This is a genomic window from Marinactinospora endophytica (genome assembly GCF_054780875.1).
Genome location: NZ_BAAGVM010000005.1, coordinates 365,213 through 389,840 on the forward strand (window position 1 = coordinate 365,213; position 24,628 = coordinate 389,840).

33 protein-coding genes and 1 pseudogene are annotated in these 24,628 nt (G+C 70.7%); 10 read left to right on the plus strand and 24 right to left on the minus strand.

What is annotated here, in order from left to right:
• Nucleotides 1–7: 7 nt before the first annotated feature.
• The gene (locus ACYVHU_RS12535; RefSeq protein ID WP_498948500.1) at nt 8–208 is read right to left on the minus strand and encodes a hypothetical protein; all 201 of its coding nucleotides are present in this window, start codon (nt 206–208) and stop codon (nt 8–10) included.
• Nucleotides 209–500: 292 nt separating this feature from the next.
• Here ACYVHU_RS12535 and ACYVHU_RS12540 point away from each other — a divergent pair, with 292 nt between their 5' ends.
• The 5 genes from ACYVHU_RS12540 to ACYVHU_RS12560 all read left to right on the plus strand — a co-directional run bounded on the left by ACYVHU_RS12540 (nt 501) and on the right by ACYVHU_RS12560 (nt 4,350).
• Nucleotides 501–1,223 carry a peptidoglycan recognition protein family protein gene (locus ACYVHU_RS12540; protein WP_498948586.1) on the plus strand — a complete coding sequence of 241 codons (723 nt, stop codon included), beginning with the start codon at nt 501–503 and terminating at the stop codon, nt 1,221–1,223.
• Between the two features lie 76 nt (nt 1,224–1,299).
• Nucleotides 1,300–1,557 carry a hypothetical protein gene (locus ACYVHU_RS12545; RefSeq protein ID WP_498948502.1) on the plus strand — a complete coding sequence of 86 codons (258 nt, stop codon included), beginning with the start codon at nt 1,300–1,302 and terminating at the stop codon, nt 1,555–1,557.
• Entirely contained in the window at nt 1,557–2,099 is a 543-nt protein-coding gene (locus ACYVHU_RS12550) for a class I SAM-dependent methyltransferase (RefSeq protein ID WP_498948504.1), read from the plus strand. The genes ACYVHU_RS12545 and ACYVHU_RS12550 overlap by 1 nt, the downstream gene beginning before the upstream one ends.
• Nucleotides 2,063–3,691, plus strand: coding sequence for a glycosyltransferase (locus tag ACYVHU_RS12555; protein ID WP_498948506.1), 1,629 nt, complete (start codon nt 2,063–2,065; stop codon nt 3,689–3,691). Before ACYVHU_RS12550 ends, ACYVHU_RS12555 begins: the two co-directional genes overlap by 37 nt.
• Nucleotides 3,688–4,350 (plus strand): glycosyltransferase family protein, encoded by a 663-nt coding sequence (locus tag ACYVHU_RS12560; protein WP_498948507.1) that lies wholly within the window; start codon nt 3,688–3,690, stop codon nt 4,348–4,350. The genes ACYVHU_RS12555 and ACYVHU_RS12560 overlap by 4 nt, the downstream gene beginning before the upstream one ends.
• Nucleotides 4,351–4,461: 111 nt before the next feature.
• Here the strand turns inward: ACYVHU_RS12560 and ACYVHU_RS12565 are convergent, their stop codons facing one another.
• From ACYVHU_RS12565 to ACYVHU_RS12590, 6 genes are all read right to left on the minus strand, one after another.
• Complete coding sequence (locus ACYVHU_RS12565) at nt 4,462–4,662, minus strand: hypothetical protein (protein WP_498948509.1); 201 nt, start codon at nt 4,660–4,662, stop codon at nt 4,462–4,464.
• Between the two features lie 364 nt (nt 4,663–5,026).
• Nucleotides 5,027–5,719 carry a hypothetical protein gene (locus ACYVHU_RS12570; protein WP_498948510.1) on the minus strand — a complete coding sequence of 231 codons (693 nt, stop codon included), beginning with the start codon at nt 5,717–5,719 and terminating at the stop codon, nt 5,027–5,029.
• Nucleotides 5,720–5,814: 95 nt separating this feature from the next.
• Complete coding sequence (locus ACYVHU_RS12575; protein ID WP_498948511.1) at nt 5,815–6,915, minus strand: hypothetical protein; 1,101 nt, start codon at nt 6,913–6,915, stop codon at nt 5,815–5,817.
• A gap of 33 nt (nt 6,916–6,948) precedes the next feature.
• A complete protein-coding gene (locus ACYVHU_RS12580) occupies nt 6,949–7,434 on the minus strand; it encodes a helix-turn-helix domain-containing protein (protein ID WP_498948513.1) in 486 nt (161 codons plus the stop codon).
• 141 nt (nt 7,435–7,575) lie between these two features.
• On the minus strand, nt 7,576–7,809 hold the full coding sequence (locus tag ACYVHU_RS12585) for a hypothetical protein (protein WP_498948514.1): 234 nt from the start codon (nt 7,807–7,809) through the stop codon (nt 7,576–7,578).
• Nucleotides 7,810–7,883: 74 nt separating this feature from the next.
• On the minus strand, nt 7,884–9,110 hold the full coding sequence (locus tag ACYVHU_RS12590; RefSeq protein ID WP_498948516.1) for an RNA-guided endonuclease InsQ/TnpB family protein: 1,227 nt from the start codon (nt 9,108–9,110) through the stop codon (nt 7,884–7,886).
• 25 nt (nt 9,111–9,135) lie between these two features.
• Between ACYVHU_RS12590 and tnpA the strand changes: the two genes are divergently transcribed.
• The gene (gene tnpA / locus ACYVHU_RS12595) at nt 9,136–9,564 is read left to right on the plus strand and encodes an IS200/IS605 family transposase (RefSeq protein ID WP_498948518.1); all 429 of its coding nucleotides are present in this window, start codon (nt 9,136–9,138) and stop codon (nt 9,562–9,564) included.
• A 262-nt stretch (nt 9,565–9,826) separates the two neighbouring features.
• Here the strand turns inward: tnpA and ACYVHU_RS12600 are convergent, their stop codons facing one another.
• Nucleotides 9,827–10,246: a glycine-rich domain-containing protein gene (locus tag ACYVHU_RS12600; RefSeq protein ID WP_498948520.1), complete on the minus strand. Its 420-nt coding sequence runs from the start codon at nt 10,244–10,246 to the stop codon at nt 9,827–9,829.
• 179 nt (nt 10,247–10,425) lie between these two features.
• On the opposite strand from ACYVHU_RS12600, the gene ACYVHU_RS12605 reads away from it, so the two are divergent.
• Nucleotides 10,426–10,713, plus strand: coding sequence for a GntR family transcriptional regulator (locus tag ACYVHU_RS12605; protein ID WP_498948521.1), 288 nt, complete (start codon nt 10,426–10,428; stop codon nt 10,711–10,713).
• Here the strand turns inward: ACYVHU_RS12605 and ACYVHU_RS12610 are convergent.
• From ACYVHU_RS12610 to ACYVHU_RS12670, 13 genes are all read right to left on the minus strand, one after another.
• Nucleotides 10,674–10,934, minus strand: coding sequence for a hypothetical protein (locus ACYVHU_RS12610; RefSeq protein ID WP_498948522.1), 261 nt, complete (start codon nt 10,932–10,934; stop codon nt 10,674–10,676). The genes ACYVHU_RS12605 and ACYVHU_RS12610 overlap by 40 nt on opposite strands.
• Nucleotides 10,935–11,011: 77 nt before the next feature.
• The gene (locus tag ACYVHU_RS12615) at nt 11,012–12,202 is read right to left on the minus strand and encodes a helix-turn-helix domain-containing protein (RefSeq protein WP_498948523.1); all 1,191 of its coding nucleotides are present in this window, start codon (nt 12,200–12,202) and stop codon (nt 11,012–11,014) included.
• A 63-nt stretch (nt 12,203–12,265) separates the two neighbouring features.
• On the minus strand, nt 12,266–12,520 hold the full coding sequence (locus ACYVHU_RS12620; protein WP_498948524.1) for a hypothetical protein: 255 nt from the start codon (nt 12,518–12,520) through the stop codon (nt 12,266–12,268).
• Between the two features lie 58 nt (nt 12,521–12,578).
• Nucleotides 12,579–12,809, minus strand: coding sequence for a hypothetical protein (locus ACYVHU_RS12625; RefSeq protein WP_498948525.1), 231 nt, complete (start codon nt 12,807–12,809; stop codon nt 12,579–12,581).
• A 42-nt stretch (nt 12,810–12,851) separates the two neighbouring features.
• Nucleotides 12,852–12,998, minus strand: coding sequence for a hypothetical protein (locus ACYVHU_RS12630; protein ID WP_498948526.1), 147 nt, complete (start codon nt 12,996–12,998; stop codon nt 12,852–12,854).
• 188 nt (nt 12,999–13,186) lie between these two features.
• Nucleotides 13,187–15,268 (minus strand): FtsK/SpoIIIE domain-containing protein, encoded by a 2,082-nt coding sequence (locus ACYVHU_RS12635; protein WP_498948528.1) that lies wholly within the window; start codon nt 15,266–15,268, stop codon nt 13,187–13,189.
• A gap of 23 nt (nt 15,269–15,291) precedes the next feature.
• A complete protein-coding gene (locus ACYVHU_RS12640) occupies nt 15,292–15,813 on the minus strand; it encodes a hypothetical protein (protein WP_498948529.1) in 522 nt (173 codons plus the stop codon).
• 979 nt (nt 15,814–16,792) lie between these two features.
• Nucleotides 16,793–17,995: a hypothetical protein gene (locus ACYVHU_RS12645; RefSeq protein ID WP_498948531.1), complete on the minus strand. Its 1,203-nt coding sequence runs from the start codon at nt 17,993–17,995 to the stop codon at nt 16,793–16,795.
• A 70-nt stretch (nt 17,996–18,065) separates the two neighbouring features.
• Entirely contained in the window at nt 18,066–18,236 is a 171-nt protein-coding gene (locus ACYVHU_RS12650; RefSeq protein ID WP_498948533.1) for a hypothetical protein, read from the minus strand.
• Between the two features lie 39 nt (nt 18,237–18,275).
• Nucleotides 18,276–18,611 (minus strand): HIT family protein, encoded by a 336-nt coding sequence (locus ACYVHU_RS12655; protein ID WP_498948535.1) that lies wholly within the window; start codon nt 18,609–18,611, stop codon nt 18,276–18,278.
• Nucleotides 18,608–18,982, minus strand: coding sequence for a RapZ C-terminal domain-containing protein (locus ACYVHU_RS12660; protein ID WP_498948537.1), 375 nt, complete (start codon nt 18,980–18,982; stop codon nt 18,608–18,610). Before ACYVHU_RS12660 ends, ACYVHU_RS12655 begins: the two co-directional genes overlap by 4 nt.
• Nucleotides 18,982–19,296: a hypothetical protein gene (locus ACYVHU_RS12665; RefSeq protein ID WP_498948538.1), complete on the minus strand. Its 315-nt coding sequence runs from the start codon at nt 19,294–19,296 to the stop codon at nt 18,982–18,984. Before ACYVHU_RS12665 ends, ACYVHU_RS12660 begins: the two co-directional genes overlap by 1 nt.
• A 72-nt stretch (nt 19,297–19,368) precedes the next feature.
• Nucleotides 19,369–19,500, minus strand: coding sequence for a hypothetical protein (locus ACYVHU_RS12670; RefSeq protein WP_498948540.1), 132 nt, complete (start codon nt 19,498–19,500; stop codon nt 19,369–19,371).
• Between the two features lie 100 nt (nt 19,501–19,600).
• On the opposite strand from ACYVHU_RS12670, the pseudogene ACYVHU_RS12675 reads away from it, so the two are divergent.
• Nucleotides 19,601–19,969: pseudogene (locus ACYVHU_RS12675) on the plus strand (nucleotide disphospho-sugar-binding domain-containing protein); the annotation flags it as partial.
• Between the two features lie 1,007 nt (nt 19,970–20,976).
• On the opposite strand, the gene ACYVHU_RS12680 reads toward ACYVHU_RS12675, so the two are convergent.
• From ACYVHU_RS12680 to ACYVHU_RS12690, 3 genes are all read right to left on the minus strand, one after another.
• A complete protein-coding gene (locus tag ACYVHU_RS12680) occupies nt 20,977–21,420 on the minus strand; it encodes a VOC family protein (protein WP_498948541.1) in 444 nt (147 codons plus the stop codon).
• Between the two features lie 25 nt (nt 21,421–21,445).
• Nucleotides 21,446–22,438, minus strand: coding sequence for a helix-turn-helix transcriptional regulator (locus tag ACYVHU_RS12685; RefSeq protein ID WP_078761101.1), 993 nt, complete (start codon nt 22,436–22,438; stop codon nt 21,446–21,448).
• A 308-nt stretch (nt 22,439–22,746) separates the two neighbouring features.
• Nucleotides 22,747–23,106 (minus strand): hypothetical protein, encoded by a 360-nt coding sequence (locus ACYVHU_RS12690; protein WP_432940668.1) that lies wholly within the window; start codon nt 23,104–23,106, stop codon nt 22,747–22,749.
• 432 nt (nt 23,107–23,538) lie between these two features.
• On the opposite strand from ACYVHU_RS12690, the gene ACYVHU_RS12695 reads away from it, so the two are divergent.
• A complete protein-coding gene (locus ACYVHU_RS12695; protein WP_078761098.1) occupies nt 23,539–24,354 on the plus strand; it encodes a helix-turn-helix domain-containing protein in 816 nt (271 codons plus the stop codon).
• The gene (locus ACYVHU_RS12700; protein ID WP_078761097.1) at nt 24,351–24,548 is read left to right on the plus strand and encodes a DUF397 domain-containing protein; all 198 of its coding nucleotides are present in this window, start codon (nt 24,351–24,353) and stop codon (nt 24,546–24,548) included. Before ACYVHU_RS12695 ends, ACYVHU_RS12700 begins: the two co-directional genes overlap by 4 nt.
• Nucleotides 24,549–24,628: the final 80 nt, after the last annotated feature.

Here is a 24,628-nt window from a genome sequence, read left to right on the forward strand (position 1 = left end):
CTGGCTATCACGCCGCCCGTCGTGGCGGACGCTGCGTGAGCTGGGTTTCGCGGCGGCGCTGGCGGTCGCGTTCGGCGCAGTGGCGGTCGCGGTGCAGGTCAACGCAGCCCAGCTCACCCAGCTCCGCCAGGACTCTGAGGCCCTTGCCCGCCAGGTCGAACAACTCGGCGGCACCCCGGTCGCGACGCCCGCGCCGCCGCCGCTTCAAGGTCCTCCGGGTCCGTCCGGCCCTCCGGGGGCACCGGGGCCTCGCGGGTTCCCCGGCCGCGACGGTTCTCCGGGTCCCGCCGGTGAGCCCGGCGTCGGGATCGTCGGCCCCTCAGGTCCACCCGGCCCTGCCGGCCCGCAAGGAGAGCAAGGACCCCCAGGCCCTGCGGGTGAGCCCGGCCCCCCGGGACCTCCCGGCCCGGCCGGCCCCCCGGGACCCCCAGGGCCGTCCGGCCCTCCAGGCCCCGCAGGGCCTGCCCCAACGCCCACTCCATGACCCCAGAGAGGACCGCATGGTCGACATCATCTCCCGCTCACAGTGGGGAGCGCGTGCTCCCCGGTCCCGCCAGACCGTCTCCTGGTCGGCGCGTACCGAGTTCGTCGTCCACTACTCCGCCGGGCCGCCCTCGCAGACGCCGCGGCAGATCCAGGCGTTCCACATGGACTCCAACGGCTGGTCCGACGTGGGCTACAACTTCCTCGTCGACACCGACGGCAAGGTCTACGAGGGCCGTGGCTGGCTCGTCGTCGGCGCGCACGCCGCGCCCCGTAACACTCAGGGGATCGGCGTGTGCTTCATCGGCGGCAACGGCGACGCCACCCCCGCGGCCCGCAACGCGATCCGGGCGCTGTACGACGAGGCGAACCGGAAGGCGGGACGCACTCTCGCGATCCGGGGGCACCGCGACATCAACTCCACCTCGTGCCCCGGCGACGAGCTGTACGCCTGGGTACGCGACGGCATGCCCGTCGATCACCTTGACATGACAGGAGCAGACATGGTTGGGCTGAAGGAAGGCGACAAGGGTGAGCGTGTGAAGCTCCTCCAGGAGCTTCTGCGCGCGGGGGGCCACGATCTCGGCCCCGCCGGCATCGACGGGCACTACGGCCCCGCGACCTCCAAGGCGGTGCTCGCGGCCCGACGCGCAGAGGGCTCCAAGCAGCACTTCGGCGATGAGATCACCGGAGCCGCCGCGAAGCAGATCCTGTCGCAGTTCATCAAGGCTCACCTGTGACGACTGGCCCGCTCGCTGCCCTCATCTGACCCCGCCCCGGCCGAAGTGGCCGGGGCTTCTCTACTGGAGGAATCCGATGTCCCACAGCTCCCCGAATCCGGTGCCCGGCACTTCGGCCGAGGCCCGCGCCGACGCCCGTTCCCGCGCGGTGCGCACCGTCGTCCAGGGCCTCATCTCGGTCGTCCTCGTCGCCGTCGCCGGCGTCATCACGGACCAGGTCGTCGTCGGCCAGGTGATCGACTGGCCGGCCCTCGCCGCCGCCGCAGGAACGGCCGCGCTGACCGCGGTGGCCGCCTACGTGCAGCGCAGGCTTGAGGGCCGTAGCGGGTCCTGATGCCGACCTCTGACGCTGAGGGCAAAGAGTGGGCGCGGGGCGTGATCGAGCGTCTCGCGCCGGCGACGGTGGTCGACGTCGGCCCTGGTGAGGGTACCTATGTGCGGCTGGCGCGGGAGGTGACTCCCGGTTGCCGGTGGATCGGTGTGGAGGCGTGGGCGCCCTACATCACCACGTTCGGCCTGTTCAATCTCTACGACTGGGTGATCGTTTCCGACATCCGCCACCTCGACCCCTACACCGTCGTCCGCCAGCCGGACTTGGTGATCCTCGCCGACGTGCTGGAGCACATGACACAGCTGGAGGCGCGCGGGGTGCTGGCGAGGATGCGGGACTGGGCGCACCACGTGCTCGTGTCGGTGCCGCTCGCCCACCACGACCAGGGCGCCGAGGGCGGGAACTGGTTCGAGATCCACCGCGAACACTGGAGCGGCGCGCAGATGCGCCGCGAGCTCGGGCCGGGCCTCGTCGAGGCGCACGAGGGCGACGTGCTCGGCTACTACCTGTGGAGCGCGGCGACGGCGGCGAGGGGGCGCAGGTGAAGGTCACCGTCTGTGTACCGTTCCGCGGCGGCGAGCTGGATCGGGAGATCCACGCCGAGTACGTGGCGGCCCGGCTACGGGAGATGCTCCCCGACGCGCAGCACATGGTGGTCGACGTCGACGGCGAGTTCTCCCGCGCCCGGGTGCGCAACGAAGCGGTACGTCGGGCCGGCGAGGGGGTGGTGGTGCTGTGCGACGCCGACACGCTCCCCGAGCCCGGCCCGTTGCGCGCGGCCATCGCGGGTGCCGGCGAAGACGGCGTGCTGCACCTGCCCTACACCCGGTATCGCGCCCTGTCCCCGGAGGGGACGTTGGCGGTGTACGCGCGCGGCGTGGATCCGTTGCACGCGCCTGTCGTGGAGGAGTCGCGGCGGCCGATCGGCGGGGTGTGGGTGATCCGTGCCGACGCCTGGTGGCGCGCCGGCGGAATGGACGAGCGGTTCCGCGGGTGGGGGTTCGAGGACGACGCGTTTTGGACGGCGGCCACCACGCTGCTGGGTGAGCCGGTGCGGCACGAAGGCGTCATCACCCACCTCTACCACGCGCCCGCGGCGTCCACGCGCTCGCCGCAGTACCGGGCGAACCGGGCCCGCTATCAGGCGTATCTGCGGGCGCGCCGCTCCGTAGAGGCGATGCGGCGCCTCGTCGGCATACCGCAGGAGCGGACGTTGCGCATCGCGGCGCTGGCCCACTACTACCTGCCGGCGCACCGGGCGGGCGCGGAGATCATGCTGCACGAGCTCCTGCGGGCGCTCGCCGAGCGCGGCCATCAGGTCGAGGTGTGGGCCACCGACGAGCAGGCCGACGCCGAGGTGGACGGGATCGCGGTGCGCGCCGGAACGCCGGACCGGCTCGACGTCGACGTGGTCGTCTCCCATCTGAAGTCGGTTCCCGCGGCGCGTCGTCTCGCCCGGGCGGCCCGGGCCCGGCTGGTGCAGGTGCTGCACTCGGCGGCGCCGTGGATCGCCCGGGACGTCCAACAGGGCGCGCACCTGTACGTCGCCAACAGCCAGCATGTCGCTGCGGCGTTGCGCCGGTGGATGCGCGGCCGGCACCTGGTGGTGCACCCGCCGGTGTGGCCCGACCGGCACCGCACCACCCCGGGGGACATGGTGACGCTGGTCAACCCCATCCCCGCCAAGGGATCTGATGTGTTCTACGAGCTCGCGCGGCGCATGCCCGACCAGCAGTTCTTGGTGGTGGAGGGCGGGTACCAGCAGGACCGGCAGGACCGCCGCGTCGCGGCGAACGTCACCTGGCAGCCACACACCGACCGGATGCGCGAGGACGTGTGGGCGCGCACCCGCGTGCTGCTCATGCCGAGCGAGGAGGAGTCCTACGGGATGTGCGCCGTCGAGGCCGCCGCCTCGGGGATCCCCACGATCGCCGCCCCCACCGACGGGCTGCGTGAGGCTCTCGGCGACGCCGGGACCTTCATCGCCGTCGACGACGTGGACGGATGGGAGGCGGCGTTGCGCGATCTCCTCGGCAACGGGTGGGAGGCGGCGTCGAAGTGCGCGCTCGCCCGGTCTGTCGAGCTCGACCCGAGGGAGGAGCTGGCGGCGTGGGTGCGCGCGATCGAGTCACTGTGATCCTCCCCTGGGCCTCCGACAACCCCTGCCCCCACCGCCGCGCCGCCCTCGACTGGACCGTCACCCGCTGGCGCCGCGCCGGCCACCAAGTCCTCATCGGACAGGCCAGCGGCCCCTGGCGCAAGGCCACCGCCGTCGCCAACGCGCTCCCCGCAGCCGAGGAAGACGTGCTCGTCATCGCCGACGCCGACTGCTGGACCCCCGGCCTCGACGCCGCGATCGACGCGGTCCGGGCCGGCGCGGCGTGGGCGATGCCGCACGGCCGCGTCCACCGGCTGAGCGAGCGGTCGACCGTCGACGTGCTCGCCGGCGCAGAGCCGCACATGCGCATGCCCCTCACCCAGCAGCCCTACGTGGGGTGGCCGGGCGGCGGCATCGTCGTGCTGCGCCGGGACACCTACGCCGCGGTGCCGCTCGACCCCCGGTTCGTCGGCTGGGGGCAGGAGGACGAGTCGTGGGCGCTCGCCCTGAACGTTCTGGCCGGCCCGGGATGGCGTGGCCGCGCCCCGCTGTGGCACCTCTACCACCCGCCCCAGCAGCGCATGTCACGCCGCTGGGGCAGCCCGGAGGCGCGGGAGCTCGCCGGCCGGTACCGCGCCGCGCGGCGGGACCCGACCGCGATGCGGGCGCTCGTCGGCGAACTCTCAACCTTAGGTTGAGAGTTCGCTGCCGTCCGTGCCCGGACGGAAACTTTGCGCACCTCCGCAAAGTTCCGCTCCTGACCCGCAACGCCCCGCCCTCCTTCGCGGAGGGCGGGGCGTTTTCGCGCTTTAAGACCGCGAAGCGGCACCGGCCGCAGGCGGGGGGGTGAGCACTCCCCACAGCATCAGCATGATGCCAGCCGCCGCCAGGGCGCCCAGCACGGCGGACCACTCCGTGAGGGGCGTGCCGGCCATCAGGTGCGACACACTCAGGATGGCCGCAGGCAACGGCAGCGCCGTGCCTGAAAGCAGCAGCAACTTTTTCTTCATGGGCCTCATGGTAGCTGCTGCGGCTGGGAAACCAGTTCACGACCAACGCGAACGGCCCCGAGTGAGGAACCTTCAGTTCCCCGCTCGGGGCCATCCGATACAGCAGTTTCCTCAAAAGAGGCCATCCCCGCGTGCGCGGGGCTTACCAGACAGGTTTGGTTGGGTGTACCAACACATCCGGTCCATCCCCGCATGCGCGGGGAGCATCTGGCAGCTAACATAGCGCGCTGGCGCCCGGCCGCGCTACCCACTCCGCTGATCTCGCCGGTGCTGACGGATTACGGCCGCTTTCAGGGGGTTCGGTACGGTCGTCTGGGGGTGGCCCCGCCCACGTGCCCTGGGCGGGGCCGTCGCTACTCCTCGGTTAGCGGGCGTGCCGTGACGGCGCGGGGTGCGCGGGGTCCAGCACCTGGTGCGCCGCCCGGTACAGGTCCTCCACCCGTTCTCCCCACGGCCAGGCGTGGAACTCGGCGGGCAGCGCCGCGACCTGCTCGGCGACGCCGCCGATGACGCCGATCCAGGCTTTGACGTCCGCCCGTTCGGGGAACGAGGCGGGGGCCTCGCTCTCGGAGAGGAGCTCCTCCTCCCACGCCGACCGCTGGGGGCGGCCCCACCCGTACAGGCCCATCTCGATGAGCCTCTCCACCGCGGCCTCCCAGGTCGCGCCCTCCTGCGGGTTCTCCCTGTTCTCCACGATGCGGTACACCTCCCGCACCACGCGGCGGAAGCGGTACCCGGGCCACGACCCGCCGAAGGTCCACCCGCTCAGGTGGCCCTGGTACCAGTTATAGCACCGGGAGACGGTGACCCAAGTGTCCTCGGGTCCGGTGACGGTGACCGTCTCCGTCCAGGACGGGTGGCCGTTTTGGGTGCGGCTCACCCGCAGGCCGCCCTGCCCGTCCAGGGCGAGGAGGGCGTCCAGCGCGGCCTCGACCTCGGGGCCGTCCACCTCCCGCCGGCCGTAGGTCTCCACCATGGTGAACACCTCCATGATCTCGTCCAGCCGGACGAGGACGTCGTAGGTGTCGGGGGCGAGGGGGGTGGCGGTTTCCTTCATGGTCTTCTCCTTCTCCTTCGGTGTGGTGTTCAGATGCGATCGTCGGGCGAGACGATCACCAGGCCGGGAACTTCCTGGGCGGGGCCGTCTCGGTCTCAGGCGTCACGCTGGGCGAGGGCGGTGCGGATCTTGCCGGCCTCATCCGGGTGCGCCTGCGTCCTCATCCAGTCGATCTCGCCGTCGAGATCTTCGGCGTCCTCCTCGGTGGCCACCAGGAGATAGATGTCGGGCCGCTCGGTGCTGAAGCCGTGCCCCTCGGCCCAGGACAGGACCTCGTCGGGGACGGTGAGGCCAGCGGGCTCGGGGTCGACCGCACGGCCAGCGGGAGTGGCCCCCTCCACCAGGGACCAGTACAGGGTCTCCCGCGCCTCCTCGACGAGACGGTCGCGCTCGGAGCGCAGGTACTCATCCACCCCCTCCAGGACCGCCTCGCCGGACGGCGACACCTCGGTGAGGGCGTCGAGGATCTGCTCCTCGATCCCCTCCAGCTCGGCGTCGGTGGTGGCGGCGGTGATGCCGTACTCCTCCACCTCGTCGCCGCTGATGGCGCCGTCGACGTCCCACACCGTGACGCGCTCGGAGGCGTCCCAGTGGTCTCCCCAATCCTGCGGGTCGCCCACCAGGGCCTCGACCTCCGCCTCCGCGGCGAGGGCGTCGCCGCCCAGCACCGCGACGTGGTTGTTCCCGTCCCAGTGCTCCTCCCAGTCTGAGCACATCCGCTCCGCCAGGGGACGGATGCGCTCCAGCAGCTCGTTGGCTGCTGCAGAGGTCAGCGCGGGGATCGGGTAGCGGCGCTTGAACCCGTCGTGGACGGCCGTCTCCAGGGCCCTCTCGGGCCCGGACTCGGGGTCATAGTCGGCCGAGACGGTCCGGCGCCGCAGGTCTATCTCGACGTGGACCGGTTGGGCCTCGTGCTGGCCCGGGTAGCGGTGGTACAGCTCGGCGGGGCCGCCGCAGGTGATGATCTGCACGGTCACGGGAGTCTCCTTCGCGATCTGGTTAGTGCGGGCGGGCTTCATGCCCAGTGCTTCGGCGGCGGCCCTCTGGGTGCCGAGGGCCTCGATGGTGCGGTGGACGATCCGGTCGCGCTCAGCGCTGCACGCGCGCTGGACGCTGGAGATGATGTCGGCCAGGGCCGTCATCTGCTCCGCCGGGGGGAGGCTGTTCAGGGCCTCCCAGTCGATGCGGTAGTACATATGGGGACCTCCTACGGGGCGACGGGGCGCGCGTCAGGCGAGCCACTTCGCCACGGCGGTCTGGGAGCCGCAGTCCTCACATTCGCCGTCGTGGCGGGTGATGGGGACGCCGCAGTAGTAGCAGCTGCTGCTGCTCTTCTTGGCGGGGGCGGACCAGGTGCCCGCCTCCTTCTCCGCGACGACGGCGAGTGCGCGCTGGTACTCGGCGCGCTTGAGGCCGGTCAGCTCCCCGTCGTAGTCGCCCAGCTGAAGACGCCCGTGGAGGTAGTTGTCGGGCGCAGGCTTGCGTCCGGCCTGGCGGGCGGCGGCCTCGTACTCGGCGCGGGTGAGGTGTTGCACGATGGTCTCCTTCTTGGTGCGGCGGATTCCCAGGGCGATGCGGCGGGCGAGGGAGGTGGCCTCGATGACCCACCGGCCGGCGACCTTGCGCGCGGCGACGGCTCCGAGGCGGCACCAGGTGGTGACGGTCGCGCGGGTGACGCGGGCGATCTGGGCGGCGGCGGTGGTGGTGAGCGTCATCGGGGGGTTCCTCTCTCCTGCTGACACTCATAAATATAGCCCCTCTGTACGCCCTTGTCTAGCCCCTCTGAATAAAAGCCTCTGAAGAGAAGAAACACAAAACCGCCCGCCCCCGACGCGGGAACGGGCGACAGCCGGACCTCACAGCCCGCCGACCACCTCCACGCCCACGACCCGCAGCCCCGGCGCTACCGTCCGCGCCCGGGCCTCCAACTCCGCGACGGCTTCCTCCGGCGTCGCGCCCACGCCGGCCGCGTGCATCCAGCAGACACCGCGCCGCTCGGACAGCACAGCGTCCAACGCGTCAGCGAGCAGGGCCGCCGCGTCGTCGTCGAGGGTGATGCCGTCCAGGGCGACGGCGAGCTCGTACTCCATAGCACTCCAGGGCAGGGTGTCCGCCCCTGACCGTCGGGGGCGGCGAATGGGCACACCTTGACATCCTCCCGGGCCTAAAGGCCCGGGATTCCCGCCTGCTCCCACACGGGGTGTGTGGGTCGCTTCGGGTGGGTTCCTGCTTCACGGCGCGGTGCCGGGACCAGTCCCGGTCTTACCTGCGCTCCACAGGCTGACACCGCCAGTCCGGCGGCCTTGGCGACGTTGACCGCCGCGTTGATGTCCCGGTCCAGGACGGCTCCGCAGGCCGGGCACGTCCACTCGCGGACGCTCAGAGGTTTGGGGCCGTCCTTGACGCCGCACTGCGAGCACACCTGGGAGGTCGGCTCGAAGCGGCCGATCTTCACGAAGGTCCGCCCGTAGCGGGCGGCCTTGTATTCCAGCATGCTCACGAACGCCGACCATCCGGCGTCGTGGACGGACTTGGCCAGGCGTGTGCGGGCGAGGCCCTTCACCGACAGGTCTTCCACGGCGATCGCTTGGTTCTCGCGAATCAGTTTGGTGGAGAGCTGGTGGTGGAACTCGCGGCGCGCGTCGGCCACCCGCGCGTGAGCGCGGGCGACCCTTAGCCGGGCCTTGTCCCGGTTCCTGGAGCCCTTCTGCTTGCGGGACAGGGCGCGCTGGGCTTTCTTCAGGCGCTTCTCAGCCCGGCGCAGGAAGCGCGGGCTGTCGACCTTCGTCCCGTCGGAGAGGACCGCGAAGTGCCCGAGTCCGAGGTCGATGCCCACTTCATGCGTGGTCTGCGGAAGGACTTCTGGGTCCGTCTCGACGACGAAGCTCGCGAAGTACCGGCCGGCCGCGTCCTTGACCACGGTCACGGTGGTCGGGGTGGACGGCAGGGTGCGGGACCATTTGACCTTGAGGTCGCCGATCTTCGGCAGGCGCAGCTTCCCGCCGGGCGTGATCCGCCAGGCCGCGTTCGCGGTGAAGCGGATCGACTGCCGGCTGTCCCGCTTCGACTTGAAGCGCGGGGCTCCTATGCGTGGGCGTTTGCCCTTCAGCCCGTCGAAGAAGTTCCTGTATGCGGTGTCCAGGTCCCGCAGGGACTGCTGGAGGATCACCGCCGAGACCTCGCTGAGCCAGGCCCGCTCCGGGGTCTTCTTGGCGGCCGTGAGGCGCTTGGACAGCTCCGCCGAGGTGACGTAGGGCAGCCCCGCCGCGCGGGCCTCCTCACGGACGCGCAGCGCGTCGTTGAAGACGACCCGTGCGCACCCGAATGCCTTTGCCAGCGCTGCGCGCTGACCGGCGCTCGGGTACACGCGGAAGCTGTACCGGAGCTGCATAGCGACCACTCTATACCATTGGTCTATGTCACCTAGATGGGAACCGGACCCCGATATCCGCAGGGGAAGAACCGTCGTCTACAACCTGCACGCGCACTTGGTGTTCGTCACAAAGTACCGGCGCGGAGTAATGAACGACGAGATGCTGACGCGCTGCGAAGAGGTCATGCGCAAGGTCTGCGAGGACTTCGGCGCGGAACTGAAGGAGTTCAACGGCGAAGCCGACCACGTCCACCTCCTCGTGCACTACCCGCCGAAGGTCGCGCTCGCCAGCTTGGTCAACAGCCTCAAGGGCGTCTCATCACGCCGACTGCGCGCGGAGTTCACCGGCCAGATCAACCGGGCGATCATGCACGGCCGGTTCTGGTCGCCCTCGTACTTCGCGGGCTCGTGCGGCGGCGCCCCGCTCCAGGTCGTCAAGGACTACATCGCGCAACAGAAACGCCCGGACTGAGCCGAGGCCAGAGCATTCTTGAGATGCGATTCACCCCCGGCCTGAAGGCCGGGGCACTCTCGCAAGATCAGTGGTAGCGCGCCCGACCCTCGACCTAGGAGGCTTCCCTATCGCAACCTTGTTGCGATCCGTATTCACGTATAGGGTTGCGATCCGCAGCCAAGGCAAAGGAAACCGCCCATCTCCTCGCACGAGATGGGCGGCTCACGGGACCCGCGTAGACGTTCTGACGCACACGGCGCGCGGGTCCCCTATCGAAATGTTACGCTCCTACCCCCTGTCCGCACTCGACGCAGGCGGGGCCGCCCGCTCCCCATACCAGCGGGTCCCAGTCGTAGCCCGCGTCGCGGATCGCGTTCGTCGTGCGGATGATCGCCGCGTCGTACTCCTCCCCCACCGCCGCCGGTCGTGGCCGGTGCGCGATCACCTTGCGTGCCACGATCGCGCAGAGCCGGCGGTACGGCTGCCCCGTCGAGATCAGGGCGTGCCACCCCAGATCCACGAGCGGGGAGGCGACCAGCCCCCGCCGGCCACGGTCCACCCGCAGGAACGTCAGCGTCTGCTCGCTGACCCGTTCGGCGAGTTCGGGACGGCACCCACGGCCGCGCACCGCGGCGAGCAGGGCCTCCCATTCGGCCCGGTGGAGGAGGTGGCGGCACTGCGGGGGGCGGGTCACGTACACGGGGGTTCCTCCCAGGGGGTCTGACGCGAGTCTCACTACCTCCCTCCTCGTCTTTATGTTCGACGCGGAAGGAGGCGGCGGGGTTGCCATATCCCTCCCACTTGTATCGACACGTCGCACTACGTGTCTACACGTAGCTGCTCGCTGTCCGATATGTCCCCGGGTCTAGCGTCGTCTCCATGATCGACTTCGGCGGCGACCTGGGACCCGACAGCCACATCGACCACGGCCACCCTCTCCCGCCCTACCGCCAGCTCGCCGCCATCCTCACAGCGCGTATCCACCGAGGAGACTGGCGTCCGGCCCGGGCGATCGCCTCGGAGAGCCAGCTCGTCCAGGAGTACGGGCTCGCCCGCACCACCGTGCGCCGCGCCATCCGCCTGCTCGTCGAGGACGGCGTGCTCATCGTCGTCCCCCACCGGGGCACCTACGTCGCGCCGCGCTCCCACCGCGGCGGCGGCACGTAGGGGTAGCCGATCTCCCGGCGCAGCGCCTCCTGCACCTCCAGCCGCGCCTCCAGCGTTTTCCCCTCCAGCGCGGACACGCGGGTGCGGAACCCGCTCATCTCCCGCTTCGCGTCGGGCTGTTCGCGGCGGTGCGTCGCGGTGATCCCCTCAGGGGAGCGTCGGATGTCCCAGTCGCCGCCGAAACGGTCGCGGAGCCGCTCGATCTCATCGTCGGTAGCCATGATCACAGCATGGCGAAAACGCGAACGCCGGATGTTCCATATTGGAACATCCGGCCCCCGGCCAACACGTTGGCCGGCTACGCCCCCATGCGCGAGTGCAGCGCCCGCAACGGCTCAGGGAGCGCGCGGCGCACGTCCACCAGGTAGCGCACCACCGTGCGCGCCGTCGGATGGTGGCGCGTCATCTCCGGCGCCACCCGTTCCGCCGCCGCCAGCCGCTCCAGCGCACGGTCGTACTCGCCCACCTCGGCATGCACCCGCGCCATGTCGATCTCATGATGGGTGCGCCGCTCCACCGCCAACCCCGCCAGCACCCGCCCCCTCGCGATCACCCGGTCGCGGCGCACCGCCTCGTCCATGTCCCGCAGCTCCGTCGCCACCGCCGCGCCGTGCAACGCGACGTTGCCGGCACTCCACTGGGTGGCGTGCACGTCCACCACCGGGCCGCGCTCCACCGTCTCCACCGCGATCCCGTAACGCTCCCACGCCGCCGCCGCATCCCCGGCCCGCGCCGCCGTCACCGCTGCCCGCAACTGCAACGACCCGAACACCTCCCGGGCGTCCGCAAGGTCGTGATCCACCCGGGCGATCGCCCGGTCCAGCAGCGTCATCGCGGGCCGCCACTGCGCCATCTCCGCCAGCAGCAGCGCCCGCGGCAGCGCGACGAGCAACGGCAGGTGCGGGTCCTGAGAGCGCCGAGCCGCGTCCTCCCCGCGGTCGAGCAGCGCCACGGCCAAGTCGGCGTAGCCGAGCCGGCGCGTCAACGACACCGCCGAAGCCAACGCGCGGTTCAGCAGAGCCCACGCCTCGGGCGCGTCCGTCTCGTGGGCGTGCCAGGCCAGCTCCTCCAGCAGCGCCGGCAGCCGAGCCCCCACCTGCACCAGGCGGGTGTCCAGCAGCAGCCGACGCACCGCCGCGACCTCGTCGCGCAGCTCAGACAGCGGCCGGGCCGGGCCGTCCAGGTCGGGGCCGACACCGACGTAGGCGAGCGCCCGGCGGATCTCCGGGATCGCCGCGTGCACCCGATCAGACTCGGCGGAGGAACCCCGGTACGGCTGCCCGTACAGCTCGGCCGGGCTCACGCCGAGCGCCGCAGCGGCCGCCGCCACGAACGCCGGCGTCGCCACCTTATGGCCGCGCTCAACCTGGGCGATGTGGGATCGCGAGTAGCGGGACCGCTGGGCGAGCCCCTCCTGGGTGAGCGAGCGGCGCTTGCGGGCACGGGCGAGCCGCCGCCCCACACTCTCCGACGTCGTACCATCAGACATAGGTCCTGCCTTCCTGTCGGGTCGCACTGTCAGGGTAGAGGCAGGGCCTCTCGCATGTCAGGGTCACGCCACCAGGACCAGCCGCTCCCGCCGCTCCACCGCGTCGGTGAGCCGGCCCGCCAACTCCTCCAGGCCGTCCGGGGTGAACACGACCCCTTCGGCGAGAAGCCGGGCCTGGGAGTAGACGACCACCTCCCCCGGCCCCGCCGCCGCGGCCACGCGAACCCACCCATCACCGGTCACCACGATCACCGCGCTCGGCGGCGCGTGCATCAGGGCGAGGATGTGCTGCGGCAGGATCTCGGGGGTGCCGTCCACGTGTACTCCAGGGGGTCAACATGAGGCGCCCGGCGGACGGGCCGGGCGCCTCGGATGGTCACTTCCGGTAGGGGGCGGCGCTGACGAGCAGGCCGTCCTCGGCCTCCACGCGGGCGAGCACGTACACCTCGCCCTGGTGGGAGACGAGCGGCGCGCCGTCGTCGGAGGCGCCGACGATCTCAGCGTGCAGGCCGCGCTCCTTGAGGCCCTGCTGCCACGCCTCCGCGCACGCGGGCCACGACGCGCCCCGATCCTTGTTGCAGACAACGGTGATCTTGGTGATGCTCACAGGATTCTCCTCGGGGGGTAGATAGGGGCCGGTCGACCCCGGTCAGCCATTCTCCCCCTTCTTCCTCTTCTCGGCCTCCCGCTCTCGCCGCTTGCGCTCCTCCGCTTCCTCGACCATCCGCCGGGCCGCAGCGATCGCCGCCTCCAACCCGTCGCACTGCTCGGGAGCCAGCCGCTCCATATCAGCCATGACTCTCCTTCGATAGCTACCGAACACCCCCCACGAAGCATCTCCATCACCCCCGGGGGGAGGGGATGAAAGGTGCCCCCGGTATCGCTACCGAGAGCGTTCTCGCAGGTCAAAAGGCTACTGTGGCCGGGTAGCGCTACCAGGGTTCCGGTATCGCTACCCGGGCCGCTACCGGCCTGAGTAGCGCCTCACCCCCCACCCGGAGACACCGTCCACACCTCATCAGGCACCACCTGAAGGCCCCGTCGGATCCGATCCCGGGCCGCCACGAGAACATCGCGCTCGACCGCCTTGCCGCCGCGCCACGGCGACCTGCGCGGCTCCACACCCACCTTGCGCAGCAGCTCCCCGACCCGCCGAGAGGACACCCCGAACCGGTCGGCGAGCGTGGCCATGTGCACCAGATCCTCGTCGCCGCACAACTCGATCGCCTCCGACACCAGCGACGGCATCCCCACATCCCCGAGGTCCTGCTCGACGATCTCCTCGAAACTCGGATCCACCGCGGCGCCCTTCGGCTGGGCGTGGCCCACGTCGGGCACCTCGATACCCAGCCGCTCGAAAATCGCAGTCACCCCTTCATGGACCTGCGTGGACGTCTCAGCCGCAGACGGCGTAGACCCGGCCGGCGAGCCCGGCGTGCTCGGCGCGGGTTGAGGCGCCGGCGAGGACGATTTCTTCGGCGCCAGCCACGTCTGCTTCGCCCTCTCCCACCTCCCATGCCACCAGTCCGGGTCCGCGAGTACCGTGGCCTCGTCCAGATCCGGCCGCCACGCATCCGCGGCCACCGCCACCTCGGCCGCAGTCGACGGCCGGGTCCGCGGCCCCTTAAACAGGGCCGGCTTGCGCCCCTCTTCCGCAGCGACCCCGAACCCGACGCCGGGAATCTCCTCCCGTCGGGGCGGACGCCCCCAGGAGAACAGGTACCCCAGCTCGTTATCGTCGTCGACCTGCATGCTGATTTTCACCGATGACTGCTTGTTCAGGTCGATCGGCAGCCCCTTGCCGCCCAAATCCACCGCCCGCAGCGCGCTCGTCACCCCGCGGATCGACACCCCGCGGCTACGGTTGGACAGCTCGACCAGCTTCGCCTTCACCGACGCCGGCAAGTCGTTGGACTCGTCGGAGACCACCACGATGTGCGGCACCTGCGGCGACGCCGGAACCTTGTCGTCGTCGACCTGCTCCATGAGGTCGGAGTAGGCCGTCGCCCGCGCCGAAATGCCCTTGATCAAGAAGTTCAGCAGGCCCACCGCCTCGGTCTCATCCGTCGCGACCGCGGCGATCGCCGGCCTGCGCGTCTCACCCCTCAACCACGGCCGCAGATAGGGCTTGAACAGCTTGCCCCCGTTGAAGTCGATCCCCACGACGACGACGTCGTCGCACATCAGCAGGTAGGCCAGCAGCGCCGTGAGCTGGTTGGACTTGCCCGAGCCGGTCTGGCCGATCAGCAAAGCCCACGCCCACTTCAAGTTCACCTGCATGATGCTGCCATCGCGGCGGATCCCGACCGGGATCGGATCGTAGATGCTGCGCTGGACGATCTCCCCGAGCGGCAGATCCTCAGCCAACACGTTGACGGTGGACACGTCGATGACCACCTCGCGGGCAGCCTCGCCCTGCATCACCTCGATCCCGCACCCCGAGGGCAGGTTCGCCGAGGAAGCAAGCTCCAGCCGCTTCGCGTTGATGTCGGTCCACCGGTAACCACCGTCCGGCAGCGTTACCAGTACGGTGTAACCGGTAACGCGCGTCTCACCGGGCTTACCGGGCACGGGCCGTTTCCACTCCGACAGCCCGGTAACACGTGCCCCCTTGATGTGGCACACCGTCGCGAGCCGCCGCTCCCACTCACCCGCCAGCCCACGCCGGCGCGTCGCCTCCTCCACCAGCTTCCTGTGGTCAGCCACCGTCTCGACGTGGATCGCCGCACCCTTCGCGCTGATACCGGTAACCACAGCGATCCCCGCCAGCGCGCCAAGCGACTGCGCATCCCACGGAGTCCCCGCCAGCGCCGACCACGTCCACCCCCCATAGGCCACCCAGCAGCCCACATGGTGCAGCCGCGCGAACACCGGCAGCCTCGCCCGGGCCGCGTTGGCGAGCGTCACCGCCGCGCACGCCCCCGCTGTCGCCACCGCATACCAGGGCGACAGGCCGAACTCGCCCCCCCACCCGGCTGCGGCCAGGCTCATACCCGCCGCCGTTACCGGCCCCGACACCGGGCCGAACTCGCCCAGCGTTACCCGTTTCCGCTTCCTGCTCCCCATTACCGTCACCTCCCAGGGTCGCGTTACCGCTGGTTGTAAGCCTGATCCCACTTGTGCTCATTGACGCGCTGGTTGTACAGCCGGGCGATGTCCTCCTGGTGCAGGTGCCGCGCCAGCGGCCCCAGCAGCATGGAGGTGTTCGCCAAGTTCGACTGGCCGGTCGCGATCTGATCGATCGCCTCGATCACCCCCGGGTTGAGAGGCTGCTCCTCCAGCGACTGGACCGCCAACCGGCGCACCCCGTCAGCCACCGTCGCCAGCGCCGCAGGGATCTCATCCAATCCCTCCACGAACTCCAACATCCCCTCGCTGTTATAGGCCGCGATCGCGCTGGCCAGCTCATGAGCCGCCGCCCGAATCCGCCTCTGCGCCTGTAGATTCACGATCACTCCATCTCCAGCGGCCCCACGGCCGCCACCATTGCGCGCCCACTCCTCCGCGGACTCGCGCAGCATCGGGTCGAACCTGTCGAGCAGGCCATCGTCGGCGTCGGCGAGAGACCGCCAGATCGCCATCTCCGCCCACGCCGCACGCACCCGCAGCACAAACCAGCCCCACACCCACGCCGCGGTCGGCGAAACCTTCGCCCACAGCCACAGCGCCCCCACGCGGGTAAGCCGGCCAACGCGCCGCCCCAACCGGTAACCGGCCCGGCCAGCGCGCACGAGACCCCGGCCGGCCGGGCGCATACTCACCCGGCCGCGCGCCCGCCGCAGCAACCGCCCCGCCCGGGTCCGAGGCTCCCGAGTGGAGCGATGAGCGCGACGGACCCGTTCCCGCTCCTTACCGGTGAGACCGTCCCGCCCGACGCGAGGCCCGCGCTTACCGGTACCGGTACCGCCGCGCTTACCGGTGCGGTGCAAACCACCCCGACCGGTAGCCGATGCCGGACCGCCGCGACGCTTACCGCCACTCCCCTTACCGAACATGCTGGAGAGCGGTTTACCGGTAGCGGCACCGCCGCGCTTACCCGACCCGCCGATACCGCCACCACTACTCCCGCGACCCAGACTCCCCGAAGCCGCACGCCGCCCACGGATCGCATCCCCGGCGGCAACCCCAGGCCCACGCCGGCGTCCACCAGCCACACCACCGGGCCGCGACGAGCCAAACAGCGGCGCCCCCCCGGAACGCCCCCTCCCTGAGCCGCCCACGCCACCCGACCGCGCCACGCCCCCACGACCCGACCGCGGCAGTCGAGGCGAACGCCCCATCCGCATCGCCCTGCGGGCAGCCGCCTCCGCGCCGCCCTTGCGCTTGCGCGCGACCGCGACACCGGCCCCCACGGCCACAGCGGCACCCGCAGCCAACCCCCACGGGCCGGCCGCCGAGTACAGCGCGCTCGCCGCCGACCCGACCGCACCCGTCGCCATACCGGCCACCGGCAACAACCCCACCGGGGCCGGCTCTGGCCTCGAGGTCTTACCGGTAGGGGTAACGACGTCCTCATTACCGGGCGCGCCCTTACCTTCGGAGAGGTCGTTACCAGCCGTCTCACCTTCGAGTATTCCGTTACCGGCCACGTCACACCGCCTCTTCGCGCAGCTTCTGGTGCAGCGGGTGAGCCTTCTTCATCCCCACCCCCAGGAGCGCCCGGAACTGCCCCACGGTCATCCCCGGCTGATACACCTCGCGCGCACGGGCGAGCAGCTCCTCGTCGGTGACGCGCTGACGACGGATCGGAGTAACGTTCGACCGGTCCCTCCCCGGACCCACAGCCGGTTCGCGGTCCGGTTCGGTTCGCGATCCGCCCTGCTCGGACCGATCCGACCCGTGATCCGGTTCGGTTCGCAGTTCGGTCTCCGGTTCGATCCGGCGCGGGTTCGCGACCGGTTCGGCGCGGTCCGCCGCCGCCAGCTCCCGGCCGGCGACCTCCGCCTCCTCGACCCCCACCATCGCCGCACCCCGCCGCCCCAAGTCCATCTCCTCCAGAGACTGCACCCCCTGAGCCGCCCACACCGCGCGCGCCGTCCGCGTCGCCGAATCCGTGAACACGCCCAGCAGCCACGCGGTCCCCGCGGCGCCGACCGGCCCCACCGAGTGCGCCACCATCGCCGCCAACGCCTCCAACGTCAACGCGCTCGGCCACGCCCCCGCCACGTTCAGCGTGATGCTCGCGAGCAGCGCCCCCCACTCGGCGACCGTCGCCCGCGAATCCAACCCCGCCCCCTCGGCGACACCATCCGCCGCCGACGCCAGCCACGCCCGACCGATGATGATCAGACACACCACCGCCATCAGAGCAGGCTCCACCATCCACGCCGCCCACCATCCGACGCTCCCCGCCGGCAGGTGCAGCAGGGCGGTCACGCCGGCGTGCACACCCGCCGTCGACCACGCGCCGAACGCGACCAGAACGGGCACGCCGACGACCAGCGACAGCGAGCGGACCCGCGTCGCCCGCAGCGCGCGAGCCTCCCTCGACTGCTGGATCTGCGCGGCCACCCGAGCCCGCGCCCCCGACACCGACGCCTGCCGGTACAGCCCGGCCAGCGCCATGCTCTCCCGCTCGTCGAGGGCGCGCTCCCGACGCTGCCGCCGCGCCGACCGCAGGCGCTCCCGCAGCCGAGCGAGGGCGAGCCGGTGCTCGGCGACGCTCTCACGGCGAGCACGCACGTCCTCGCGCTCCACCGCGGCGAGGGCACGCTCCTCGGCGAGCGTCTCCCGCAGCCCGCGGACCTTCGTCGGCTCCCCAGGCTCTTCCATCTGGGGGGTCTCGTGCGTCATGATGGTGGCACTCCTTTACTGGGAGAGCGGCCCGCCCGCAGGTCGGTAGCCATGGGCGGGCCGCGTCACGTCACAGGCGCTTCTTCGCCGCCTCCACGGCGGCCTTCGCGATCTCGCTCGTCGGATCCGCCTTGAGCATCCGCTCGGCTTCGGCGAGACGAAGCGCCCTCATCTCCTTGGACGCCCGCAGGGAGTCCTGCTGTCGACGTCGAGTCTCGTCGTCGTCCTTCTTCCGGCTCATCCAGCCCATAAGCCGTCCTTCTTCTCGGTTCAGCAGGGGTCAGGTCCAGGGAAGCTTCAAGTCGTCCCCCTCGACGCGGAGGACGATGTGAATGTGCAGGTGGGGCACGGTTTGGGTCGCGGCTGCGCCCACCGAGGTGATGATGTTCAGCGCGGCGAGGCGCCGCTCGCGTGCCAGCTCGACCGCGCGGCGCATCACCATCCCGGTGACCGCGGGGTCGGCGAGCGCGTCGGGCACGTGCATGGTCGGGATGACCAGCAGATGCCCGTAGGTGACGGGGCGCAGCGGAACGATCGCGATCGCGTCGTCCCATTCGCGGACGACCTGTGCCGGAGCACGGCCGTGGATGATGTCGCAGAACGGGCAGTCGTTCATCGCTCGATCACCTCCCGCTCCAGGTCGCGGTGGACCACCGTCACCGCGACACCGTCTCGCAGCAGCAGGGCCGCGAGCTCCATCCCGACGGTCGCGGCACGATGCCTACCGCCCGCGCATCCGACGGCGACCGTCACGTCGCCGCCGCTCGGCCCGGCCAGATAGGCGAGCACCGCCGCCCGGAGCGCGTCCACGACCTGGCGGATGCCGGGGGTGGCCAGCACCGCGTCGCGCACGACCTGATCCCGGGCGGTCAGATACCGCAGCTCGGGGGACACGTGCGGGTCGCGGAAGTGGACCCGTAGGTCCACGGTGATGTGCGCTGCGGGCGGCACGCCGTGCCCGTAGCCGAACGTGACGATCTCGGCCATCACGCGGCCACCGCCGCGGCCATGGCCCGCTCTGCCTCGGCACGGGTGCAGCCATGCCGCAGGCACAGCACCTCCTCCACCTGGGAGGAGGTGTAGACCTTCATCTCCCTGTTGAGCCGGTAGCCGCCCGTTGGGGCGGCCTCGATCAGCGGCGCCTGGCCGTCGAACACGGCCGCGGGGCTCGCCATGATCGCGGCGTGCATCTTCAGGTACCAGTCGGCGTCGGCGGCCCGCCCGGCGTGGCGGGCGGCGAGCGCCTGGTCGAGCGCGTAGCCGGCCGCGTTCGCCCGGCGGGTCTCCAGCTGGCTGCTCATCATCTGCTCCTTCGCGTAGGGGGTGGACTCCGTGCGGTCCCCGCAGCGTCGCGCACGGCGGCGCCACGGGCATCACACGGAGTCGGAGTCCCGTCGGGAGCGGAGCCAGCCGGCCAGCCACCACAGGGCGGTGGTGACGGCGGCGACGGTGTAGGCCGTTCCGTCGCGGGTGAGGTCGGGGACGAGTGCGGCTAGGATCTCCACAGGTCACTCCCTGGTGTGGACAGGTGGTGGCTCAGCCCTTGGGATGGTGTTGCAGCACCATCCCAAGGGCGTTTTTGTAGGGGGGTGTCGAGCAACCCCGCTCGGCGACATCCCGGCCAACTTCGAGGTGCACTCCTGGGTGCCGCAACGGGCGATCCTGGAGCAGGCCGACGCCTTCGTCACCCATGCCGGTATGGGCGGTTGCGGCGAGGGCCTGCTGGCCGGCGTCCCGATGATCGCCGTACCGCAGGCCGCCGAACAGTTCACGAACGCCGACCGGCTCGTGCACCTGGGCGTGGCCCGCCGCATCGACACCGCGCAGGCCACGCCCGAGGCCCTCCGGGCGGCCCTGAACGACCTGGTCACCGACGCGGAGGTCGCCCACCGTTCGGCACGGTTGCGTGCCGACGCGCGGGCCGAGGGCGGCACGCGGCGCGCCGCCGACCTCATCGAGGACATGCTGGCCTGAACTCCCGCCGCAGCCGGCGCCACGTGCCCGCCGGTCAAGGATGATTCCGGCGTCGGCGCGGACCGCGCGACGGGGCGGCGTCTTCGGGGCAGGCCCCGCCGTGGGGCGGCCCGGCCGGGCACCGTTTACGGGCGGGAAGGGGGCGGCCGTGAAGGGCGCTGGGGAAGGCGCGTTTCTCCCCGCGCCCTGCTTCCTCCATTGCGGACCGGACCTATCCCGCGGCTCCCCGGTACCGGGCTGGCGCAAGGGCCCGCGAGGGGCTATACCTGTACCGCTGACCCCCCATAGGAGGACGAAATGGACCCTGATTTCGAGGACCTGGGCGAGTTCGCCGAAGCCGTCGTCGAAGGCGACGCCGAGGAAATGGTCGAAGAGGCCCTGGAGATGACCTTCGGCATCGACCTGTGAGACGGCCCGCCGTCCACGAGGCGTGACTTCACCGAAGGCTCCCTCCCTGCTAGCCCCGGGGAGGGGACGCTCGGGGAGTTCGCCTCCGACGATGACGTCGAACGCCCCCCGCGACGCGGTGGGGCGTTTTCCGTGTCCTGCGCCGGTACGCTCCACCAGCGCCTCCGGGCCGACCCCTCCCCGTTGGCCGGGCGAGGACCGCTCGCTCCGTCCCCTTGGGCACACCACCGCGTCCGATGCCGTCCTCGCCCGGGTGGTCGACGTCATCCGCTCCCCCGTGCGCGGCGGCGATGCCGTTGGAGACCGTCTGCGCGACGTGGTGACCGTCGGTGCCCCGTCTTCCCAAGGGCTATGGTTCCGGCCGAGCCGGCCGGTGGCCGGGTATAACGGGGCCGCCGGCCACGGCCGGCCGGAACCTGCGGGCGGAGACAACGGCCGTGCGACCTCCACCGCGCAGCGTCCAGTGCGGGGAGGGAGGTCGGCGGCTTCACCGGAAGCGTGACCGTCCCCCGGGGAAGACCACGGAGCACGCCGGAGAGCGACGACGCCCGCCCGGTGGGCGTGGCCTCGGGGTTCTCCTCGACCACGCCCAGCGAAGATCAGTCCTGATCCCACTCCCCCGAGACCGGCTCGCCGGGCCGGTGGACACCGAAGGTCCACTCGTACCCCTCGATGTCGGCCACCCGGCAACGGTAGTTGCCCCACTCGGTGTCGGCGGGCTCCCAGATCACCTCGGCGCCGGCCGCCACCGCCGCGGCGAACACCTCGTCCACCTCGGCCGGGCTCGCGAGAACGAGATAGGTGCCCTGCCCGCAGGTGGGCCCCTTGCGAGGAGCGCGTTCATAGCCCTCGTCGTCGGAGAACACCATGATCGCCGCGTCGCCACGCCGCAGCTCGGCGTGCATGACGCCACCGTTGTCGTCGGGGAACTCCAGGGTCGTGACGAACCCGAAGGCCTTTTCGAGCCAGCGCAGGGCGGCGGGCGCGTCACGGTAGCCGAAGTAGGCGTGCAGCGTCGCGGTCTGTTCGTTGAGCTGTGTCATGGCAGAACCGTGGCCGATAAAGCGGTCACTTTCCGTCCGTTATCGCGGAAGAGGGGGTTTCCGTCGACTCGACGGAACGCAGGAACAGTCTTCCCGTGTCGCGCAGCCGGTCGCGCAGCTCGCAAGGCTCGACCACGGAGAACTCCGCCTCCAGGGCGGCCAGGATCAGTATCGGCCAGTGCAGTTCGTCGACGCTCATCCGCAGCCGGCAGCTCTGCTCGCCGGTCGCCTCGACCTCGCCCCATTCCGCCACGACCCGCTTCACCTCCTCGGCGGGCGCCTGCACCTCCACCACGACGCGGTGACGTGTGGGGATCGCCGCGATCCTTTGTCGCAGGAAGGCGGCGGCGTCGCCCCCGGGAACCTCGCGCGCGGGGAAGCGCACGCCGGTCGCGCGCGGCTCCGAGAGACGGTCCGTCCGGAAGGTGCGCCAGTCGTCGCGCTCGACGTCCCAGGCGAGCAGGTACCAGTGCCGTCCTCGCGCGACCAGCCAGTGCGGTTCGACAAGGCGCGAACTGCGCTCACCGCCGCGGGCGGTGTAGGTGAACCTCAGCCGCTCCCCGTCCCGGCAGGCCTGGGCGATCCTGGTCAGGGCCTCCGCGTCGACCGCCGGCCCCTCGTTCCCCGGGTCGGGCACGGTGAAGGAGCGCAGCGCGTCGACACGGCGCCGCAGTCGCGCCGGCATGACCTGGACGACCTTGGCCAGCGCCCGCACCGCGCTCTCCCCGATCCCGCCCACCGCGCCACCGGCCGCCGCGCGCAGGCCGACGGCGATCGCGACCGCCTCGTCGTCGTCGAGCAGCAGCGGCGGCATCGCCGTGCCCGGCCGCAGCTGGTAGCCACCGGCCACACCACGGTTGGCGTCGACCGGGTACCCCAGTTCGCGCAGCCGATCGACGTCACGGCGCAGTGTCCGCTGGCTCACCCCCAGACGCCCGGCCAGTTCGGTGCCGGGCCAGTACCGGTGGGTCTGGAGCAGGGAGAGCAACCGCAGCATCCGCGCACTCGTGTTCGCCATGACGACAGCATCCCCGACATTGCGGACGGAAATTGACCTGAAGGCACCCTAGTTGCATCGGTCTAGTACCTGTCTGGTACCTGGACAGGGAAGAGCCCCGACGCCGGATGGCGGTCGGGGCTCGGTGGAGCCGTGCCGTCCCCTCTTACAGCGCGCCCCTTTCCTGGTTGGTCTCCGGTGTCGCTCGTGGCGGCTCAGAGGCCGGCTACGGCTGCGCTGCGCCCTCCTTGGGGCGCTGGTGAACCCGGTGCGCGTCCTTCGCAGTGAACGTGCGGAGCAGCGGAAGCACGTCCAGTACCGCACCCCGGTCACACCTGGATCTGCGCCAGCTCCAAGACCTTCAGGAGCCGACCGGCTAGCACCTGCTCCTGGCCGATGGGAAGGACCGGCTCGATCTCGGGAGCCTCCTCGGCGCGGAAGGGCTCCCACACCATGCACCACCGGACGTCGCCCGACTCACCGCGGAGCACCACGGCTTGCGACGCTCCGTTGAGGTGAGCCGTCACAGACAGCCGCTTGCCGTCCGCGGTCGCCCTCATTCCCTTCGCGGTGATCGCTTTGACCAGGTTCGCGGCGGCCTGCTTCCGCCTGGACGGCTCCCTGTCGGACGCGGCGTTGTCGTTGGCGACGGCCGTGCCGGCCGTGTTCCGCGGGATCGTGGTGTCCATGCTCATTCTCCAGAAGGGGTTGAGACAGCGCGGTCAATCCAAACCAGGGTGAGAGGGCGAGCGAGGCTCAACATGTTGAGCGTCCGCTCCGCGCTTGCGCAGCGGGCGTAGGCGCCCCCGGCGTTGGCGCAGATGGCGCCGCCCCCGGGAAACTCCAAGCCCCAATAGAGGGGATCGGTGAAGTCGCCGTTCTCGGAGACGCCCCACAGGACGAATCGACGGGGTGCCTCGGCACGGCTCCGCTGAACGAGTCGCCATAGGGCGGGAGTCAGACCGTTCTCGCAGTCCTCGATTTCTGTGATCATACTTACAGCGTCGAGGTCTGGCCGTATCGTTGCTAGTCAAAGCCCCGTTCTGTTGGGGGCTGCTTATCCCTGGTTATGAGGCGCCACGTTTCTCGTTGGCCCAGTTGAGAACATCGGAGCTCCCGCTATGAGCGGCCTACCCCCGCCCTCTTCTCCGGTCGTCGCCTACTTCGGGTCCCAATTGAAGAGGTTCCGCAACGAAAAGGACCTCACCCAAGACCAGCTCGGTGCCAAGATCGGCTATACAGGCGCGATGGTCGGGTATGTCGAGAATGCCCGACGAATTCCCTCCAAGAAGTTCATCATGGCGTGCGAGGAGCACCTGGATGCCGCTGGCGCGCTCATGGACCTGTGGCCTCTCATCAACCGGGAGAGCTATCCGGATTGGTTCCGGCCATTCGTGGAGTTGGAGGGCGACGCGGTCAGCATTCGGGAATTCGAGGTTCAGTCGGTCCCCGGCTTATTCCAGACCGAAGACTACGCGCGCGCCGTTCTCGGAGCCAACTGGCCTCCGCCGGACCCTGACGAGGTAGAGCGGCAACTGTCGGCCCGGTTGGAGCGACAGAAGATCATGGACCGCCCACAGCCGCCCCTGCTGTGGGTTGTTCTGGAGGAATCGGTCATCCGTCGCCCGGTCGGCGGCAGGGACGTGATGGTCGACCAGCTCAGGCACCTCATCAAGATGGCGGAGCGCCCCCGTGTTCGCCTACAAGTCCTCCCGTTCAGTAAGGGGGCGCACGCGGCCATGGACGGGGGCTTCACCGTCCTTGAACTGAGCACCCGTGAAAAGGTGCTTTACACAGAGCGTCCCGGAAGCGGCCATGTCACCGCCGATGGAGATGAAGTGGCAAAATGCGACCAACGGATGAGTGCGCTGATTGGTCTGGCACTGTCGCCGGAAGAGTCCGCCGACCTCATCGTCACCACGATAGGAGTCCTATGAACACCCCACCGCTCGGCTTGCGCTGGCACAAGTCCACCTACAGTGGCAACCAGGGAGGCCAGTGTGTCGAGGTGGCCGAGACGCCGAAGACGGTCTACGTGCGCGACACGCAGAACCGTGACCTGGGCGCCCTCGGGTTCACCCCGGCCGCGTTCGCGGCGTTCGTGGAGGACGTCAAGGCCGACCGCCTGTAGCCCCGGATCGCTTCGAAGAAGCCCCGGCCCCTCACTGGTCCATCGGCCGGGGCTTCGGTATATCCGGGACGGGGCACAAC